The 17,372-nt window shown below is 43.8% G+C and carries 13 protein-coding genes; 5 read left to right on the top strand and 8 right to left on the bottom strand.

Annotated elements, in window-relative coordinates:
- Positions 1-3 precede the first annotated feature (3 nt).
- Together ftsH and rlmE are read right to left on the bottom strand one after the other, a co-directional pair.
- Positions 4-1,962 (bottom strand): ATP-dependent zinc metalloprotease FtsH, encoded by a 1,959-nt coding sequence (ftsH, locus tag EYW48_RS03415; RefSeq protein WP_168523221.1) that lies wholly within the window; start codon positions 1,960-1,962, stop codon positions 4-6.
- A gap of 99 nt (positions 1,963-2,061) precedes the next feature.
- Positions 2,062-2,691, bottom strand: coding sequence for a 23S rRNA (uridine(2552)-2'-O)-methyltransferase RlmE (gene rlmE, locus EYW48_RS03410; RefSeq protein WP_053311271.1), 630 nt, complete (start codon positions 2,689-2,691; stop codon positions 2,062-2,064).
- Between the two features lie 119 nt (positions 2,692-2,810).
- Here rlmE and yhbY point away from each other — a divergent pair, with 119 nt between their 5' ends.
- A complete protein-coding gene (yhbY, locus tag EYW48_RS03405) occupies positions 2,811-3,107 on the top strand; it encodes a ribosome assembly RNA-binding protein YhbY (protein ID WP_053311272.1) in 297 nt (98 codons plus the stop codon).
- Between the two features lie 82 nt (positions 3,108-3,189).
- Here the strand turns inward: yhbY and greA are convergent, their stop codons facing one another.
- Entirely contained in the window at positions 3,190-3,663 is a 474-nt protein-coding gene (gene greA / locus EYW48_RS03400; RefSeq protein WP_053311273.1) for a transcription elongation factor GreA, read from the bottom strand.
- A 555-nt stretch (positions 3,664-4,218) separates the two neighbouring features.
- Between greA and EYW48_RS03395 the strand changes: the two genes are divergently transcribed.
- Positions 4,219-5,280: a porin gene (locus EYW48_RS03395; RefSeq protein WP_277431861.1), complete on the top strand. Its 1,062-nt coding sequence runs from the start codon at positions 4,219-4,221 to the stop codon at positions 5,278-5,280.
- 100 nt (positions 5,281-5,380) lie between these two features.
- Positions 5,381-6,823 carry a serine-type D-Ala-D-Ala carboxypeptidase gene (gene dacB, locus EYW48_RS03390; RefSeq protein WP_277431860.1) on the top strand — a complete coding sequence of 481 codons (1,443 nt, stop codon included), beginning with the start codon at positions 5,381-5,383 and terminating at the stop codon, positions 6,821-6,823.
- On the opposite strand, the gene EYW48_RS03385 is transcribed toward dacB, so the two are convergent.
- Positions 6,802-7,647, bottom strand: coding sequence for a magnesium transporter (locus EYW48_RS03385; RefSeq protein ID WP_053311276.1), 846 nt, complete (start codon positions 7,645-7,647; stop codon positions 6,802-6,804). The genes dacB and EYW48_RS03385 overlap by 22 nt on opposite strands.
- A gap of 440 nt (positions 7,648-8,087) precedes the next feature.
- Positions 8,088-9,275, bottom strand: coding sequence for a tyrosine--tRNA ligase (gene tyrS / locus EYW48_RS03380; RefSeq protein WP_171979557.1), 1,188 nt, complete (start codon positions 9,273-9,275; stop codon positions 8,088-8,090).
- Between the two features lie 129 nt (positions 9,276-9,404).
- Here tyrS and EYW48_RS03375 point away from each other — a divergent pair, with 129 nt between their 5' ends.
- On the top strand, positions 9,405-10,697 hold the full coding sequence (locus EYW48_RS03375) for a peptidoglycan DD-metalloendopeptidase family protein (protein ID WP_171979558.1): 1,293 nt from the start codon (positions 9,405-9,407) through the stop codon (positions 10,695-10,697).
- A gap of 60 nt (positions 10,698-10,757) precedes the next feature.
- Here the strand turns inward: EYW48_RS03375 and EYW48_RS03370 are convergent, their stop codons facing one another.
- The 3 genes from EYW48_RS03370 to erpA all read right to left on the bottom strand — a co-directional run bounded on the left by EYW48_RS03370 (position 10,758) and on the right by erpA (position 15,421).
- Positions 10,758-13,859, bottom strand: a complete 3,102-nt coding sequence (locus tag EYW48_RS03370) for an efflux RND transporter permease subunit (RefSeq protein WP_277431859.1) — start codon at positions 13,857-13,859, stop codon at positions 10,758-10,760.
- Between the two features lie 8 nt (positions 13,860-13,867).
- The gene (locus EYW48_RS03365; RefSeq protein WP_261918090.1) at positions 13,868-14,974 is read right to left on the bottom strand and encodes an efflux RND transporter periplasmic adaptor subunit; all 1,107 of its coding nucleotides are present in this window, start codon (positions 14,972-14,974) and stop codon (positions 13,868-13,870) included.
- A 105-nt stretch (positions 14,975-15,079) separates the two neighbouring features.
- A complete protein-coding gene (gene erpA, locus EYW48_RS03360) occupies positions 15,080-15,421 on the bottom strand; it encodes an iron-sulfur cluster insertion protein ErpA (protein ID WP_053311281.1) in 342 nt (113 codons plus the stop codon).
- 442 nt (positions 15,422-15,863) lie between these two features.
- Between erpA and hemL the strand changes: the two genes are divergently transcribed.
- Entirely contained in the window at positions 15,864-17,156 is a 1,293-nt protein-coding gene (gene hemL / locus EYW48_RS03355; protein ID WP_053311283.1) for a glutamate-1-semialdehyde 2,1-aminomutase, read from the top strand.
- Positions 17,157-17,372 lie beyond the last annotated feature (216 nt).

Below are 17,372 nucleotides of genomic sequence, written 5' to 3'. Positions count from 1 at the left end.
TGATTACTCAGCATCTTTCTTTTCTGAGGATTCATCTGGTGTCGCTTCAGCAGCAGGCTCTTTGGTTTGCTCTTGAGCTTTTTCCGCTTCAGTACTGACTTCCGCATCATCGGCTTTTGCCTTTGCTTGATCGCCCCAACCTGCAGGCTCCCGGATTTCAGTTTTACGTTCCATTAGATCATCAATTTGACCAGCATCGATAGTTTCATATTTCATCAATGCATCTTTCATTGAGTGCATAATATCCATGTTATCTTCAAGGATTTTACGCGCTCGGTCGTAGTTGCGATCGATAATCTTACGAACTTCATCATCAATAAGCTTAGCGGTGTCGTTCGACACGTGCTTGGTTTGAGTTACGCTACGACCAAGGAATACTTCACCTTCATCTTCAGCATAAAGCAATGGACCCAGTTTTTCTGAGAAGCCCCATTGTGTCACCATCTTACGAGCGATATCCGTGGCACGTTCAATATCGTTAGAAGCGCCTGTTGATACGTTATCCTTACCATAAATTAGCTCTTCAGCTAAACGGCCGCCATACAAGCTAGAAATCATCGACTCTAGATGTAGTTTCGACATGCTGACACGATCTTGCTCTGGCAGATACATAGTCACACCTAACGCTCGGCCACGAGGGATAATTGAGACTTTGTATACTGGATCATGCTCTGGTACTAAACGTCCAACGATAGCGTGCCCAGCTTCATGGTACGCGGTTGACGCTTTGGTTTCTTCAGACATCACCATTGAACGGCGCTCAGCACCCATCATAATTTTGTCTTTGGCTAATTCGAATTCAACCATAGAAACATTACGCTTGTTACCACGAGCCGCAAACAATGCCGCTTCGTTTACAAGGTTCGCAAGGTCTGCACCAGAGAAACCAGGTGTACCACGTGCAATCAATGATGGTTCAACATCACCCGCTAGCGGCACTTTACGCATATGAACTTTCAATATTTGTTCACGGCCGCGTACATCAGGCAAGCCAACAACCACTTGACGGTCAAAACGACCAGGACGAAGCAACGCAGGGTCTAAAACATCCGGACGGTTCGTTGCAGCGATAACGATAATACCTTCGTTACCTTCGAAACCATCCATCTCAACCAGCATTTGGTTTAGTGTTTGTTCACGCTCATCGTGACCACCACCGACACCAGCACCACGTTGACGACCAACCGCATCGATTTCATCGATAAAGATGATACACGGTGCCGCTTTCTTTGCTTGTTCAAACATGTCACGCACACGAGATGCACCAACACCAACAAACATTTCAACGAAGTCAGAACCTGAAATGGTAAAGAACGGTACTTTCGCTTCACCTGCAATTGCTTTAGCAAGCAGCGTTTTACCCGTACCAGGAGGACCAACCATTAAGATACCTGTTGGTATTTTACCGCCCAGTTTTTGGAAGCGACTTGGATCACGCAAGTAGTCAACCAGCTCTTTCACATCTTCTTTCGCTTCATCGCAGCCAGCAACGTCACCAAAGTTAGTTTTAATTTGCTCTTCACTCATCATACGAGCTTTGCTCTTACCAAATGACATTGCGCCTTTACCGCCGCCGCCTTGCATTTGACGCATGAAGAAGATCCAAACCCCAATCAATAGAATCATTGGGAACCAAGAGATGAAAATAGTTCCGAGCAAGCTTTGCTCTTCTGGAGGCGTTCCTTGTACTTTCACGTTTTGGTTGATCAAGTCATCAAGTAGCTTTTGATCATACACTGGCATGTAAGTTACATAACGAGCACCACCACCTCTACGAGTAAAGGTAATTTCACTGTTGTTAAATTGAGCATCTTGAATCTGGCCTTGGCCAACTTCCTGTACAAACGTGGTGTAATCAACTGCTTTGCCGTTACTATCACCAGGGCCGAAGCTCTGGAACACCGACATTAAAACAACAGCGATAACTAGCCACAGAATTAAATTTTTTGCCATATCACTCAAGGTGTAAGCCTCGCGATAACTAGTTGTAATTAAAGGTAGGGTACTACAGTTTGTAACCTGTAGCCATAGTGTTAACTCATGCTTTGCACAGCAAAAACGTTAACCTTTGTAACCAGTGGCTACAATGTACACTTCTCGAGAGCGAGCTCTCGATGAGTCGGGTTTGCGAATCTTTACGGCCTTGAACATGTCTCGGATATCCTTAACATATTGGTCGAACCCTTCGCCTTGGAATACTTTGACCACAAAACTACCATTTGGGGCAAGAACTTGTCGACACATATCTAAAGCAAGTTCAACTAAGTACATTGCTCTGGGTTGGTCAACCGATAAATTGCCGGCCATATTAGGGGCCATATCAGACATCACTACATCTACCATGTCTGGCTGGATGCGTTCTAATAGTGCTTCTAACACAGATTCTTCACGGAAATCACCTTGTAGAAAGGCAACGCCTGCGATGGAATCCATTGGTAAGATATCACATGCGATAACTTGCCCTTCATCACCGACAATACCTGCCGCATATTGAGACCAACCACCAGGGGCTGCCCCCAAATCAACGACGGTCATTCCCGATTTCAGCAATTTATCTTTATTTTGAATTTCTTCAATTTTGAAGATAGCACGAGAACGGTAACCTTTCTTCTTGGCTTCATTCACATACTTGTCATCAAAGTGTTCTTTCAACCAACGGCCAGAGCTCGCTGAATGCTTCTGTTTACTCATTCGATTCCTAACTGAAATGCTTCTATCCAAGAAAGTATGGTATAAAATATAGTCTTCAAGCATAGATGGCGTTAAAATAGCGTTTTTCAACCCTTATATTAAATAAAATTGGCCGCGTAATGAACCTAAGCACCAAACAAAAGCAGCATCTTAAAGGCCTAGCACACAGTCTAAAACCTGTTGTGCTTATGGGCGCAAATGGACTCACTGAGGCTGTTCTAGCGGAAATCGAAATTGCACTGAACCACCACGAACTGATTAAAGTTAAAGTGGCATCAGAAGATCGCGAAACTAAACAGTTGATCATTGATGCCGTTGTTCGTGAAACTGGCGCAGAAAAAGTACAGACTATCGGTAATATTCTTGTACTGTTCCGCCAATCAGAGCAGCGTAAAATCGAAATTCCTCGCAAATAGAGTCTATCGTTATTCTCTATTTAGTCATGGATAAAGACAAAAAAGGTCGCATGTTGCGACCTTTTTGATTTCTGACCTTCAGTTAAATGTATTCAACTTTGTCAATTTCGAAATCTTTATCGCCACCTGGGGTAGCAATAATCACTTCATCGCCTTCCATTTTACCGATCAAACCGCGTGCAATCGGAGAACTAACAGAAATTCGACCCAATTTAATATTAGCTTCATCTTCACCGACAATTTGATAACGCTTTTCTTCGTCGGTATTGACATCGATCACTGTTACTGTCGAACCAAAAATTACTTTACCCGTATTTTCCATTTTAGTGACATCAATCACTTGAGCAACAGAAAGCTTGTATTCGATATCGCGAATTTGAGCTTCGCAAATGCCCTGCTCTTCACGAGCGGCATGATATTCAGCATTCTCTTTTAAATCGCCAAGCTCACGCGCAGTTGCGATAGCTTCTGAAATTTGTGGGCGCAGTTTTAATAGCCTATCTAGCTCGGTACGCAGTAGCTGTTCACCACGTACTGTCATTGGAACTTTTTCCATTTTACACCTCATATGCCAAAACTTTCTTTGGGCAAAACAAAACTACCCAACCTGTTAGGCTAGGTAGTAGATGGAACAACATAATTACTGATTAGTGTAATCAAACTTTGTGACTAAATCACCTGAAATCAAGTGACTCTTTGATCATCTTTTGTCAATTGAATCAAAAAAAACGGCAGTGAAACACTCTCCACCACACTACAAGGCAAATCATTTCGCACAAAAAACCGACCCACATCACTAAAAAAAAATAAAATAGGAACAAATCAAACCAGCTTTAAAAACCAATTTTATTTTAAAAAAAACAAAGACTTGATATTTATTTACCACAAATAAAGCATCGTTCATAAGTCCGATTTATATCATTTTACTAACTAATAAGGGAACTTAAGGGTAAAAAGTAGCACAAGAAATATTAAAAGCACCTTGTCGTATATGATTTAAGGTTTTACACAAAGCTGACATATGCAACATGTTTGGGATTTATTATTTCTCTTAGGACGATACATACGTCGGAAATAAAAATTTATGGACAATAAATTAGGACTAAATAAGATGAACAAAACTCTGATTGCTCTAGCAGTATCAGCCGCAGCAGTGGCTACAGGCGTAAACGCAGAAGGCGTAAACCAAAGCAGTGACCGTGCTGGCTCTACAGTGTACAGCTCTCAAGGCAACACTCTAGAAATCGGCGGTCGTGCTGAAGCGCGTCTGTCTCTTAAAGATGGTAAAGCTCAAGACAACTCTCGTGTACGTTTGAACTTCCTAGGTAAAGTTGCGATCAACGACAGCCTATACGGTGTTGGTTTCTACGAAGGTGAATTCACTACTGCAGATAATGACGTAACCGTTGATGGTGATCAAAAATCAGGTTCAGACCTTGATAATCGTTATGGTTACGCTGGTATCGGTGGTAACTTCGGTGAAGTGACTTACGGTAAAAACGACGGTGCACTAGGTGTTATCACAGATTTCACTGATATCATGTCTTACCACGGTAACTCTGCAGCAGATAAAATCGCTGTTGCTGACCGTTCTGATAACATGTTGTCGTACAAAGGTCAATTTGCTGACTTTGGTCTAAAAGCAAGCTACCGTTTTGCTGACCGTACAGACTCATTAACAGATTCTGGTTATGATGATAACGGTGCTGACGGTTACTCAATCTCTGGTATCTATGCATTCGGCGACACTGGTTTCAAACTAGGTGCAGGTTACGCAGACCAAGCTGATCAAAACGAGTACATGGTTGCGGCATCTTACACAATCGCTGATGCTTATATCGCTGCTATTTACACTGATGGCGAACTAGCAAAAACTAACGGTGATTACACTGGTTACGAAGTTGCATTTGGTTACAAACTACCAGGTTCATCTGCGATTACAGCAACGTACAACAATGCTGAAACTTTTGATGAGACTTCTGCAAATCAATTTGCAATTGACTACACCTACTACTTCAAGCCTAACTTCCGTACTTACATCTCTTACAACTTCAACATGATTGATGAAGGCGATAAGATCGGTTCAGTTAAAAATAACGCTGGTCTAATCAGCACTGCAACTAAAGCACAAGCTGAAGATGAGCTAGCTCTAGGTCTACGTTACGACTTCTAGTCTATTGACTTAATGTCTTAGATGCCAAACGCCTGCTGACTAGCAGGCGTTTTTGTATCTCGCTATACTGTCAGTCACACTCTGTTTTGAAATACTGATTATGTCACTACTGCATCGCCGCTTTATCTCACTTGTTTCTTTTGTGCTGCTACTCAGTAATTCTACCTTTACAGCCTTTGCCTACTCGCCACTTGAAGCCTTACCTCAAGGAAGCCGCGTCGGGCTGCTGGTAAAGCCATTAGGTTCTGAATATATTTTCCAGCAAACAGACAATCTCGGTCTTTATTTTCCACCAGCCAGCACATTAAAGCTGGTTACTGCCCTAGCAGCCAAACTGGAGCTCGGTGATCAATATCGTTTTTCAACTACGCTCACGCACAGTGGCAATGACATCATCATTCGCTTTTCTGGCGATCCAACATTAACCAACCAAGATCTCAAAAATCTACTTACCACCCTCAAAAAACAAGGATTAAGTAGAATTAACGGTGATCTCTGGTTAGATAATTCCATTTTTAGCGGTTACGACCGCGCAGTCGGTTCGCCGTGGGATATTCTAGGGGTATGCTATAGCGCCCCATCGACAGCCATCACCTTAGATGGCAACTGTGTACAAGCTTCTATCTATACTCAAGATGATGGAAAAACCCGCGTCTACGTTCCTGAGCAGTACCCGATTCATGTAACGACTAATGCGCAAACGGTTAGCAAACTCGAACAAGAAAGTACCCGTTGCGATTTAGAACTAACCACCTCTGAGCAAAATAATTACCAATTAAATGGCTGCTTAGCCGAGCGGAGTAAACCGCTACCGCTCAAATTTGCCGTGCAAGATCCTAACTTGTATACCACTCGAACTATCTATAAACAGCTAAAACAGGTCGGAATTAGCTTAGAAGGTGAAGTGAAAGTGGGCAGCTACCATGCTGAAAAAGGACGTGTTATTGCAAAGCACCAGTCTCAGCCACTTGAGGTATTGCTAGAGATCATGCTCAAAGAATCGGACAATTTGATCGCTGATAGCCTCACAAAAACATTGGGTCGCCACTTTTTCATTCAACCGGGCAGCTTTAATAATGGTACCGAGGCAATTAAACAGATCATCTTCTCTCGCACTGGGGTCAATCTCGAACATGCTCAACTTGCTGACGGTTCCGGTTTATCACGAAATAATCGACTTTCAATCGACAGCATGGCTAATATCCTCAACTACATTTGGCAAAATGATCACACACTAGGCTTAATTGCGATAATGCCCAAAGCAGGCGAATCAGGCACTTTACGCTATCGTTCTAGCATGCGCGGGCAAGATGTTAAAGGGCAGTTAGTTGCCAAGAGTGGTTCGTTATACGGCAGTTATAACATGGCGGGGTTTGGCTTAGACAAACAGGGCAAGCCGAGTACTCTATTCGTCCAGTTTGTGACCGATTATTACCCAAATAATAGAAGCAGCCAACCTAATGTTACTGCTCCTATTACTCAATTTGAGACGCTTTTTTTCCAAGATGTGGTCAAATTCAGTCAGCTTAATCCTAAGAAGTAGTTAACCACATTGAAATAGATCCACATACCAGAAATATCAACCATAGAGGCCAGCACAGGGCTGACGAGCACGGCGGGGTCTAATTTAAACACTCGCGCAATTATCGGCAATATACCGCCAATGGTGGTCGAAATCGTCACTTGGATAAACAACGCCACTGCTATTGCCAAGGCAATACTTTGCAAGCTAAAGCCACCCGCTGAATTGGCATCACTAAATAGCATAATGCGCGCGACCATCACCGCAGAAATCGCCACAGCAAGGCAAACAGCTACCCGGCTCTCTTTCCACAGCACAAGTAACCATTGACGCTTTTTTAATTCCCCAACCGCTAACGCGCGTACAACCAATGTCGCGGCTTGCGAGCCAGTATTACCGCCCGCCGCCGCGATGACTGGCATGTACACGGCTAATAACACTAGTTGGCTTAAAGTATCTTCGTATTGAGTAATAATAAGCCCTGATACGATACCTAATAGCGCTAACACAATGATCCAACCAATACGTTGTTTGACGTGTTCGAGCACACTAGTGGTTAAATAGCTTTGCGCGGTTTCGACCTCTGAATAAATAAAACCAAGTTGGTTAGCATAGTGACGTGCACGCATGTCATGACCATCTTTGTCTAATTCAGTTAATAGTTGTTGCACATACCCCACCGAGCAATGACGCAAAATAGCGACAGCCTCTTCAATAGGCATTACGGTGAGTAAATGTACCTGTTTCTCCTGCTCATACTGTAAAAATGCATTACGTGCTGCACCGATCTCTTCTTGAGAAAAGCTTGGTGAATTTTCAATATAGATGTTGCTCATTACCGTCATGGCGAATCTCCCGATTGGCAAAGGTAACGACCACCGAAATGAACCCCAAACAACCCAATATCACAGCAGCGAATAATGCTGCAGTCATAAAAACGTTGATCAGTGATTTTCATCTCAATCTAGAGATAAGGAGAAAAATATAGAAAGGACTGAATAGAAAAGGAATGCCCTACCACCTAAGGTAGGAACGAAGATCGCCAATACCGAAAGCGGTTATTTTTCTCCCTTCATACTAGGGGGATGGTCGGTATTGTTCATATAAATCTCCGAAGGTACTGCCCAATTAGCAGTGGCGAGAGTCTACCAAAAGTAAAACCAAAATACAGCCTGATTTTAAAGTTTTTAATTCATTCCAACATATTGATAAGTAATCATAAAAATAGAATAAATAAGCAACCAATAAAAAAGCGCCCGCAGGCGCTTTAACGTTCACAATAGGCTTATTTTATCGTGACTCGAGCAAACTTACGCTTACCAACTTGATAAACGTACGTGCCAGCGGTTGGTAGATACTTAGTATCTTCGATTTTCTCACCGTCTTGCTTTGCGCCGCCTTGCTTAATCATTCGCATTGCATCAGACGTTGAGCCAACCAGGCCTGCATCTTTTAACAAATTGGTAATTGCAATACCGGCATCAAATTCAAACTCTGGCATTTCGTCAGGCATTGCGCCTTTTTGGAAACGGTTAATGAATTCTTGCTCAGCCGCATCGGCATCGGCTTCTGAATGGAAGCGAGCAATAATTTCTTTAGCAAGTAAAATCTTAATATCGCGAGGGTTAGTACCACTTTCGACATCCACTTTAAACTGTTCAACTTCCGCTAATGGACGGAATGAAAGCAGTTCATAGTAGCTCCACATCAAGGTGTCGGAGATCGACATGATCTTACCGAACATTTCACTTGGTGATTCACTAACACCAATGTAGTTGTGCGCAGACTTAGACATTTTTTTCTCACCGTCTAAGCCGACAAGCAATGGCATCATCAACACAATTTGTGGCTTCTGACCATTGGCCTTTTGTAATTCACGCCCCATCAGTAGGTTGAATTTTTGGTCAGTACCACCTAACTCAACGTCCGTTTCCATTGCTACTGAATCATAACCCTGTAGGAGTGGATACATAAATTCATGAATAGCAATAGGTTGGCCGTTCGCATAACGCTTTTTAAAGTCATCACGCTCTAACATACGAGCCACGGTTTGGTTTGATGCTAGGCGAATCATACCTTCTGCGCCTAATTGCGATAACCATTCCGAGTTAAACTGAATCTTAGTTTTAGCTGGGTCTAAGATTTTAAACACCTGCGTTTTATAGGTTTCAGCGTTACGCAATACGTCTTCACGCGTCAACGGTGGACGAGTGGTATTTTTACCACTTGGATCACCAACCATACCGGTGAAATCACCGATCAAAAACGTGACTTCATGACCAAGGTCTTGGAAAGTACGAAGTTTGTTTAAAATCACCGTGTGACCAAGGTGAATGTCTGGTGCCGTTGGATCTGCGCCTAACTTAATGCGTAGTGGGCGACCTTCTTTTAGCTTCGCGATTAATTCTTCTTCTGGGATTAGCTCTTCAACGCCGCGTTTAATCTCAGCTAAAGCCGCTTCAATACTCGCCATTCTTGTTCACTCCTACAGATTTGGCAAAATTTAATAGTTGAACATCTTACTTGAATAGCGATGCTTTTTGAAACCAGTTAGACTAACGAACTGACCAATTTTTTTATAATTTACTAAACGAACCTGAATATGTTGTCTATTTTTGCTCGTCTTCCTTGGATACACAGAGCCCTTATCGCTTTTCTCAGTGCCATCATTGTATTTGCTCTGTTTTTTCTGCCCGATCCAAAAGACCTATCGAGAGATCAAGAACGCTTGGAAATTGGTCGGCATTATCCACTGACGATAAACGCTGAAGCACTCTCTCCCGGCGTGTCTATCGCCCCATCTGCGGTACTGCGTTGGGAAACGTATCAGGTTCGCCCTGGCGAAAGCACCGCCGTACTGTTTCAGCGGATTGGACTTTCTTCGCGTTTACTTTATCAACTTACATCGACTAACGATGATATTAACCACCAATTATCACGCTTGAACCCTGGTGATGAACTGCAGTTCGGATTTGATGAAAATAATGAGTTGATTCAACTTAAACGAAAAATTAATGCATTTGAAAGCTTCCGCATTACCAAGTCTGGGGACAGTTTCACCTCTGAATTTGATAAAAAAGAGGTGATGTACCAATACAATTATGCTGAAGCGAGCATTACCTCTAATTTCTGGAATGCTGCGATATCCGCGGGCCTGACAGCGAACCAAATTATGGAATTGGCCGGGATATTTGGCTGGGACATCGACTTTGCGCTCGATATTCGTGAAGGTGACCAATTCAAATTGCTCTATCAAGAAAAAGTGGTTGAAGGTGAAATCATTGGCAGAGGCAATATTATTGCCGCCACCTTTACCAACCAAGGTACGCAGTTTACGGCCATTCTTGATGACAGCACGGGCAATTATTACGACGAAAATGGCCGTGCGATGAAAAAAGCCTTCTTACGCTCGCCTATCGATTTTCGTCGTGTATCTTCAAACTTCAACCCAACGCGCCGCCACCCAGTGACAGGAAAAGTAACCGCCCACCGAGGTACCGATTACGCCGCTCCTGTCGGCACGCCAATTTGGGCCGCTGGTGATGGCGTTGTCGAGAAATCGAGCTATAACCAATTTAATGGTAATTACGTATTTATCCGCCATAGCAATACCTACATCACAAAATATTTGCACCTAAAACGTCGCATGGTCAAAACAGGTCAGCGTGTTAAGCAAGGACAAACCATTGGTACTTTGGGGGGCACAGGGCGAGTTACCGGCCCGCACTTGCACTATGAATTTCTGGTTAATGGCGTGCATAAAAACCCAAGAACGGTCTCTTTACCGCAGTCAAAATCACTAACGGGCAAAGCGAAAACGACCTTCATTGCCAACGCACAAATTCGTATGGGTAAATTAGAACGCTATAGTCAACTACTGTACGCGAGCAAATAATAAGTTGCTGATTTGATGACAAAGATAAAGCCCAATGCTGTGGGCTTTATCTTTGTCACGTTAGCTATTTTCACTGTCAGTCTGAACCCGTTGCCGCCCAAGCATGAGTAAACAAGGCGTCAATACTAAGGTTAACACCGTTGCAAAGGTCAACCCACCAGCAACTGCCGTTGCAAGCTGTGACCACCACTGCGTACTTGGTGCACCAAACTCAATTTTTTGGTTAATCAGGTCAATGTTCATTTCAAGAACCATGGGCAATAAGCCAAGAATTGTCGTCACGGTGGTAAGCATTACTGGCCTTAAGCGCTGAACACCGGTACGTAAGATCGCTTCTTGCTTTGATAAACCTCGGCCTAACAGTTGGTTGTAAGTATCAATCAGTACAATATTGTTATTCACCACAATACCAGCCAACGCAATTACACCAATTCCTGACATAATGATGCCAAACGGTTTTTGGAAGATAAGTAGCCCAGCAAAAACGCCGACCGTTGAAAACAGCACCGCACTCAGAATAAGGAACGCTTGATAGAAACTGTTAAATTGCGTGACTAGAATCAGCGCCATGACCGCTAAGGCAATCAAAAATGCATTTTGCAGGAATGCAGATGAATGCTCCTGCTCTTCATTTTGACCACGCAACTTAAATTCAACACCGCTAGGTAAGTTTAGCTCAGACAAAGCTTGAGTCACTTTCGGTAACTCTAACGCAAGGTTATAGCCTTCGTTGAGATCCGCCATAATGTCGATAACACGCCGTCCATCAATACGCTTGATGGTATCTTGTTTATGGTCAGGCTTGATCTGAGCAAAGTTGGTTATCGGCACAAGGCCAACTGGCGTGTTGACTCGTAGTTGATCAAAGCGACCTATATCTCGCTTCTCTTCAGGATAACGAACCAAGATGTCGACTTCTTCATTCGCATCATCAGGCAAGTAATCACCAATTTTTAAGCCATTAGTGACAAACTGAACGGTATTGCCAACCAAGGTGGCGTCTGCGGAAAAACGCGAGGCATCATCGCGACGAATATCAATACGCCAGTCAATCCCCGCTTTGCTCGAAGTGTCACTAATATTAGTTAAGGCAGGGTTATTATCCGCCCATTGCCTGACTATTTTAGCCGCAACTTCAAGGTTTTCCGGTGTGCGAGCCGACATTTCGATCACCAGATCATTCTCAACCGGTGGTCCTGCATCGGGAAATTTATACTCAATTTCTACACCAGCAAATTGATTGGTCACAGATTTGAGATCTTCAATGATAGCTTTTACGCTACGTCGGTATTGCCAATCAACAGGGGTTATTTGAATTTGACCGATTTCATCTTCACCACCAGTGCGAGTATAAACGCTTTCAAACTCCTCATGGCCGAGCATCACTTGCTCGATTTCCTGCATGATCACATCTTTCTCTTGAATAGAAAGATCGCCATAAGATCGTACTTTGACATTAAAATAGGGCGGATCAACTTCCGGGAAAAACTCTGCCCCTAGCCCAGCCTTGGCATAGGTAAAACCAATCGCGATCGCCAGTAAAATAGCACTGAGCAAAATTTTCAGTGGGTGCTTAATCGCAATGGCAAGAGTGTGGTAGTAAAGCTTAGTGATACCCGTTGCTTGTGTGAAGTCACCATCATGCAATGCCAGCATTCGGGCCTGACTTTGCGCGGATACATACTGTGGCCGGCCGATTAAACTGCCGAGTACTGGCACAAACAACAGCGCCATAACCAAAGAGGCAGCTAGTGTTGCTATCAAAGTTAAAGGTAAGTACTTCATGAACTCACCGGTAACATCTGGCCAAAAAAGCAAGGGAGCAAAAGCAGCAAGTGTCGTGGCCGTTGAAGCGGTGATTGGCCATGCCATGCGTTTTGCGGCATCTCGATATGCTTGTTTACGAGGCGTGCCTTCTTGCATGCGGCGATCAGCAAATTCCGTAACTACTATCGCCCCATCAACCAACATGCCGACGGCCATAATCAATGAAAACAGTACGATAATGTTAACGGTTAAGCCAAACAGTGACAGCACCAACAACCCAGTTAGAAATGAGCCAGGGATCGAAATGCCGACCAACAGTGCGGTTCTCATGCCCAAAATCGCGATGATAACAATTACCACCAAAATAATGGCAGAAAGAATATTGTTTTGTAGATCATTGAGCATGATCTCCACATCTTTGGATTCATCCCATGTGTATTTGACTAGTAAGTTGCTTGGCCATTCCTCTCGCTTTTGCGCTTCGTTCATTACCGCTTTGACTAGCTCCACAGTATCAATAATATTTTCGCCCGCCCGCTTTTTAACATCCAAAACCACCGCAGACTTACCATCTAAACGCGCAAAACTTTCTGGGTCACGAAATGCCCGCCGGACCGTAGCAATATCACCAAAAGTGATCACTTGCTTACCATCAACCTTAACTGGAAGCTCTAATACATCTTTCAGTGAGTCAAATACTGAAGGGACCTTCACCGAAAAGCGACCATAACCAGTATCTACAAATCCGGCAGCAACTACTCGGTTATTGAGCGCAATTAAGTTATAGATATCACCTTGGTCTAAACCGTAGCTCTCCATTAACAACGGATCGACGATGATCTCAACAATATCGTCACGATCCCCTGCAATATCAACTTCCAGCACTTGACGATAACTCTCTAATTTATCTCGAAGTTGACGCGCAATTTGCACAATTGTTCTTTCAGGAACAGTACCGTACAACACCACCGACAATACCGGCTGCTCAGAAGCTAGCGTCACTTCATTGACAGTCGGCTCATCACTGTCTGCTGGTAGTTTTGGCTCTGCTAAGTTAACCGCATCTCGAACATCTGCCATTGCTTTATCTAGATTAACGCCAACATTAAACTCCAACACCACCGAAGCATGTCCTTCAGAAGCATTCGAAGTCATCTCTTTTACTCCCTCAATCGAGCGCATTTCCTGCTCTAAAGGGCGTACGATAAGACGCTCGGCATCACTCGGTGAAATACCTTGATGGCTGACAGAAACGTAGATGATGGGAATAGTTATGTCAGGGCTAGACTCTTTCGGAATGGTAAAATAGGTTGCTATGCCCGCAATTAAGATCAGCAGCAGTAATGACAGCATGGTTCGCGAACGTGATAACGCCGCATCAATAATGGAAAACATCGCGCCCCCTACTGTGCTTCAGCGTTTGCTTGCTTGACTGCAATCACTTGATCACCATCTCGCACAAAACCTTGCCCAACGGTGATAATATCAACCTTCTCACCAAGCCCAGTTAGCCATACACCGTCTTGCTCTGCTTTGACGAGATTGATAGGCATAAAACGGACGCGATCTTCAACTAAGGTTTTAACGCCAAGGTTGCCATCAGCATCCAAAGCAAGCATCGCAGGTGTGACTTTTACGGCAAGTTGTGTTTCTAGACTGAGCTCTACCTCTGCGCTAACGCCGGCTGGAATGGCCTGATTTGGGTTAGCCAATTCAACTTCAATAGCAAAAGTATTGGTGGTCGGTGAAGAAACCCGTGAAATATACCTCACCCGACCTTCTACCGTTGAACCATCAATAAAACGAATTGTGGCGAGCTGATCTTGTTTTATTTTCTGGATATGTCTCTCGCTCACATCCGCTTCGATGACTAATTTACTTAAATCAATAAACGTCGCTATCGGATCACCGATACCAACAAAGTCACCCTTTTCTACCAAAAGGTTTTCAACAATACCGTCAAAAGGAGCAACCACCGAGGTATTACGCAACGCTAATTTTGCACGGCTTTCCATCGCCTTGGCATCGGCTAAAGCTGCCTGCGCGGTAGCAAACGCCACCTCACCTTGCAAACCTCGGTTTTTCAATGACTGCGCGGCTTTAAACTCTTTTTGCTTCACTTGTAAAAGCGCTTGAGCGCTGTCTAGTTGTGCGGCTAAATCACCTTTATCAATGGTAACGATTGGCTGCCCTTTGGTGATTGATTGACCTTTAGTAGCCGTTAATTGAGTAATTTTCCCCGCAATTTCAGCGCCAATCGTTGCTACGCGATCCGGTGCCGTTCGACCGTATAAATCAATACGTTTATCGGTTTGTTGTGCTTGAAATGATTGATAAACAACTTTAGCTAAGGGAATTGTTGTGACGGATTTCTGGCGAGGTTCTTCGGCTTTCAACGAACCAAGTCCTAGCCAAAGAGCAAGAAGCAGGATGAAAAAAGTAGAAATAAGCCATGGTCTTTGCGTAAAAAAGCCACCGAACTGTCGGTTGCTCGCCTGAGTATCTGGCATAGATAATCCCTTATTATGTTATTGCCTGAACGGCAAAGCCCTACGAAACATCCTCATACGTAGGGCTTGTTAACTAGTTCATTTGTCTAGCTAAATATGCATCATTTATACACTAAATGATGCACCACAACCGCATGTTGTTGTGGCATTAGGGTTATTCACAAAAAAACGTGAACCTTCCAACCCTTCGGTATAATCAACAACACCGCCAATGAGATATTGTAAGCTCATAGGGTCAACAACTAGGGTTACACCGCTATTAACAATAGTGGTATCACCTTCGTTAACATTTTCATCAAAGGTAAAACCATACTGGAAACCGCTACAACCACCACCTGTAATGTATACACGCAGCTTTAATGCAGGGTTTTCTTCTTCAGCAATTAACATTTGAACGCGTTTTGCAGCTGTATCAGAAAACGACAATGGTACGTTTACTTCACTCACGATGACCTCTCTCACTCGTGTAAATACCTGTCAGGTTTATACCTTTCCAACTTGAAACTACAGCGGAATTGGCTACGTTCGCTCACCCCATCACATCGTTTATCTATGCTCATGGGGATTAGCTCACCAGCAGCCTAGCTGCAACTGCAAGTTGTTTGGGTATATTATGATCAATTCATACCTGCAAAGGTGACTCTTTTTTAATAATGAGTCGATTATCCAATACCTGACCTATTCGTTCAAGTATTCACCATCACTTAACTTAAACTCTGATTTTACAGAGAGTGAACAGCAAACTAGTGGTTGTATCACCGGTTGTACACCATCTTTAACACCGCTGGCTGTGAAAGCGCTCAGAAAATCAGTGAAAAAAAGTGTCTTTGGTCCATTTGGGTATACAATGCCCCGCAACTGGTCCGAACGAGCAAAAGAGGATAAATCCATGACCAAATCAGCAGAGCTTTACCAAAAAGCACAACGATCTATTCCTGGCGGTGTTAATTCTCCAGTCCGTGCTTTTAATGGTGTTGGCGGCTCGCCGATTTTTATCGACCGCGCAGATGGCCCTTTAATTTTTGATGCCGATGGCAAAGCCTATATCGATTACGTTGGTTCTTGGGGACCAATGATTTTAGGCCATAACCACGTGGTTATCCGTGAAGCAGTGATCAGCGCAGCACAGCGCGGTCTAAGCTTCGGTGCACCCACTGAAATGGAAATTGATATGGCAGAACTGGTCTCTGAACTGGTGCCATCGATGGAACAACTGCGCATGGTTAGTTCAGGTACTGAAGCTACTATGAGCGCGATTCGTTTAGCTCGTGGATATACTGGCCGCGATAAAATCATGAAATTCGAAGGCTGTTACCATGGCCACGCTGATAGCTTGCTGGTAAAAGCTGGTTCTGGCGCACTAACTTTGGGTCAACCAAGCTCTCCAGGTGTTCCGGCTGACTTTGCTAAGCATACCTTAACCGCAACGTTTAATGATTTAGATTCAGTCCGTGAGCTATTTGCCGCAAATAAAGGTGAAATTGCCTGTATTATCGTTGAACCTGTTGCTGGCAACATGAACTGTATTCCACCAGTTGAAGGCTTTCATGAAGGGCTGCGTGAAATCTGTGATCAAGAAGGCGCACTACTGATTTTTGATGAAGTCATGACTGGTTTCCGTGTTGCTTTAGGTGGCGCTCAAGCACACTACAACATAAAACCTGATTTAACGACGTTAGGTAAAGTGATTGGCGGTGGCATGCCTGTTGGCGCATTTGGTGGACGTAAAGAAGTGATGCAATATATCGCACCGACCGGGCCTGTTTACCAAGCGGGGACGCTATCAGGAAACCCTGTAGCAATGGCAGCTGGTTATGCCTGTTTATCGCTACTGAAAGAAGAAGGCAATGAAAAACGTCTAAATTCAAAAACCAAACACTTAGCTGATGGCTTTAAAGAATTAGCAGATAAACACGGTATTCCAATGGTAGTTAACCAAGTGGGTGGCATGTTCGGCTTCTTCTTTACCGAGCAAGAACGAGTGACATGCTATGAAGATGTAACAAAGTGCGATGTTGAACGCTTTAAACGCTTCTTCCATTTAATGCTTGAGCATGGTGTATACCTAGCGCCTTCTGCTTTTGAAGCAAGCTTTACTTCATTAGCTCATGGCACTAAAGAGATTGAAGCAACACTAGAAGCGGCTGATCGCAGCTTAGCGATTATTGCATCTGAAGCTTAAACACTATCTTTTATGTCCCTATAGTTAGGAACACGTACCATAAAGGCTGCACACGCAGCCTTTTTTATTGCCAATTTAGTACAACTAGCACACCAAGTACGAGCAAAGTGAGGGCAAACCAAGGCACTTTGCGCCGCTGATGTGACTTTCCACTGCACTCTTTTTCATTGTTGCAACACCCCATATCCACAGTTCCTCATTGATAACGCGCTGATT

The sequence above is a fragment of the Vibrio sp. 1180_3 genome (assembly GCF_029478545.1).
GTDB lineage: Bacteria > Pseudomonadota > Gammaproteobacteria > Enterobacterales > Vibrionaceae > Vibrio > Vibrio aestuarianus.
The sequence above is the reverse complement of the archived record's forward strand: the minus strand, read 5'-3'. Positions and strand labels throughout refer to the sequence as shown.

Excerpts from the sequence above, each read along its gene's own strand:
- rlmE (WP_053311271.1), bottom strand. The coding sequence starts at position 2,691 with ATGAGTAAACAGAAGCATTCAGCGAGCTCTGGCCGTTGGTTGAAAGAA.
- yhbY (WP_053311272.1), top strand. The coding sequence starts at position 2,811 with ATGAACCTAAGCACCAAACAAAAGCAGCATCTTAAAGGCCTAGCACAC.
- greA (WP_053311273.1), bottom strand. The coding sequence starts at position 3,663 with ATGGAAAAAGTTCCAATGACAGTACGTGGTGAACAGCTACTGCGTACC.
- EYW48_RS03395 (WP_277431861.1), top strand. The coding sequence starts at position 4,219 with ATGAACAAAACTCTGATTGCTCTAGCAGTATCAGCCGCAGCAGTGGCT.
- dacB (WP_277431860.1), top strand. The coding sequence starts at position 5,381 with ATGTCACTACTGCATCGCCGCTTTATCTCACTTGTTTCTTTTGTGCTG.
- EYW48_RS03385 (WP_053311276.1), bottom strand. The coding sequence starts at position 7,647 with ATGACGGTAATGAGCAACATCTATATTGAAAATTCACCAAGCTTTTCT.
- tyrS (WP_171979557.1), bottom strand. The coding sequence starts at position 9,275 with ATGGCGAGTATTGAAGCGGCTTTAGCTGAGATTAAACGCGGCGTTGAA.
- EYW48_RS03375 (WP_171979558.1), top strand. The coding sequence starts at position 9,405 with ATGTTGTCTATTTTTGCTCGTCTTCCTTGGATACACAGAGCCCTTATC.
- EYW48_RS03370 (WP_277431859.1), bottom strand. The coding sequence starts at position 13,859 with ATGTTTTCCATTATTGATGCGGCGTTATCACGTTCGCGAACCATGCTG.
- EYW48_RS03365 (WP_261918090.1), bottom strand. The coding sequence starts at position 14,974 with ATGCCAGATACTCAGGCGAGCAACCGACAGTTCGGTGGCTTTTTTACG.
- hemL (WP_053311283.1), top strand. The coding sequence starts at position 15,864 with ATGACCAAATCAGCAGAGCTTTACCAAAAAGCACAACGATCTATTCCT.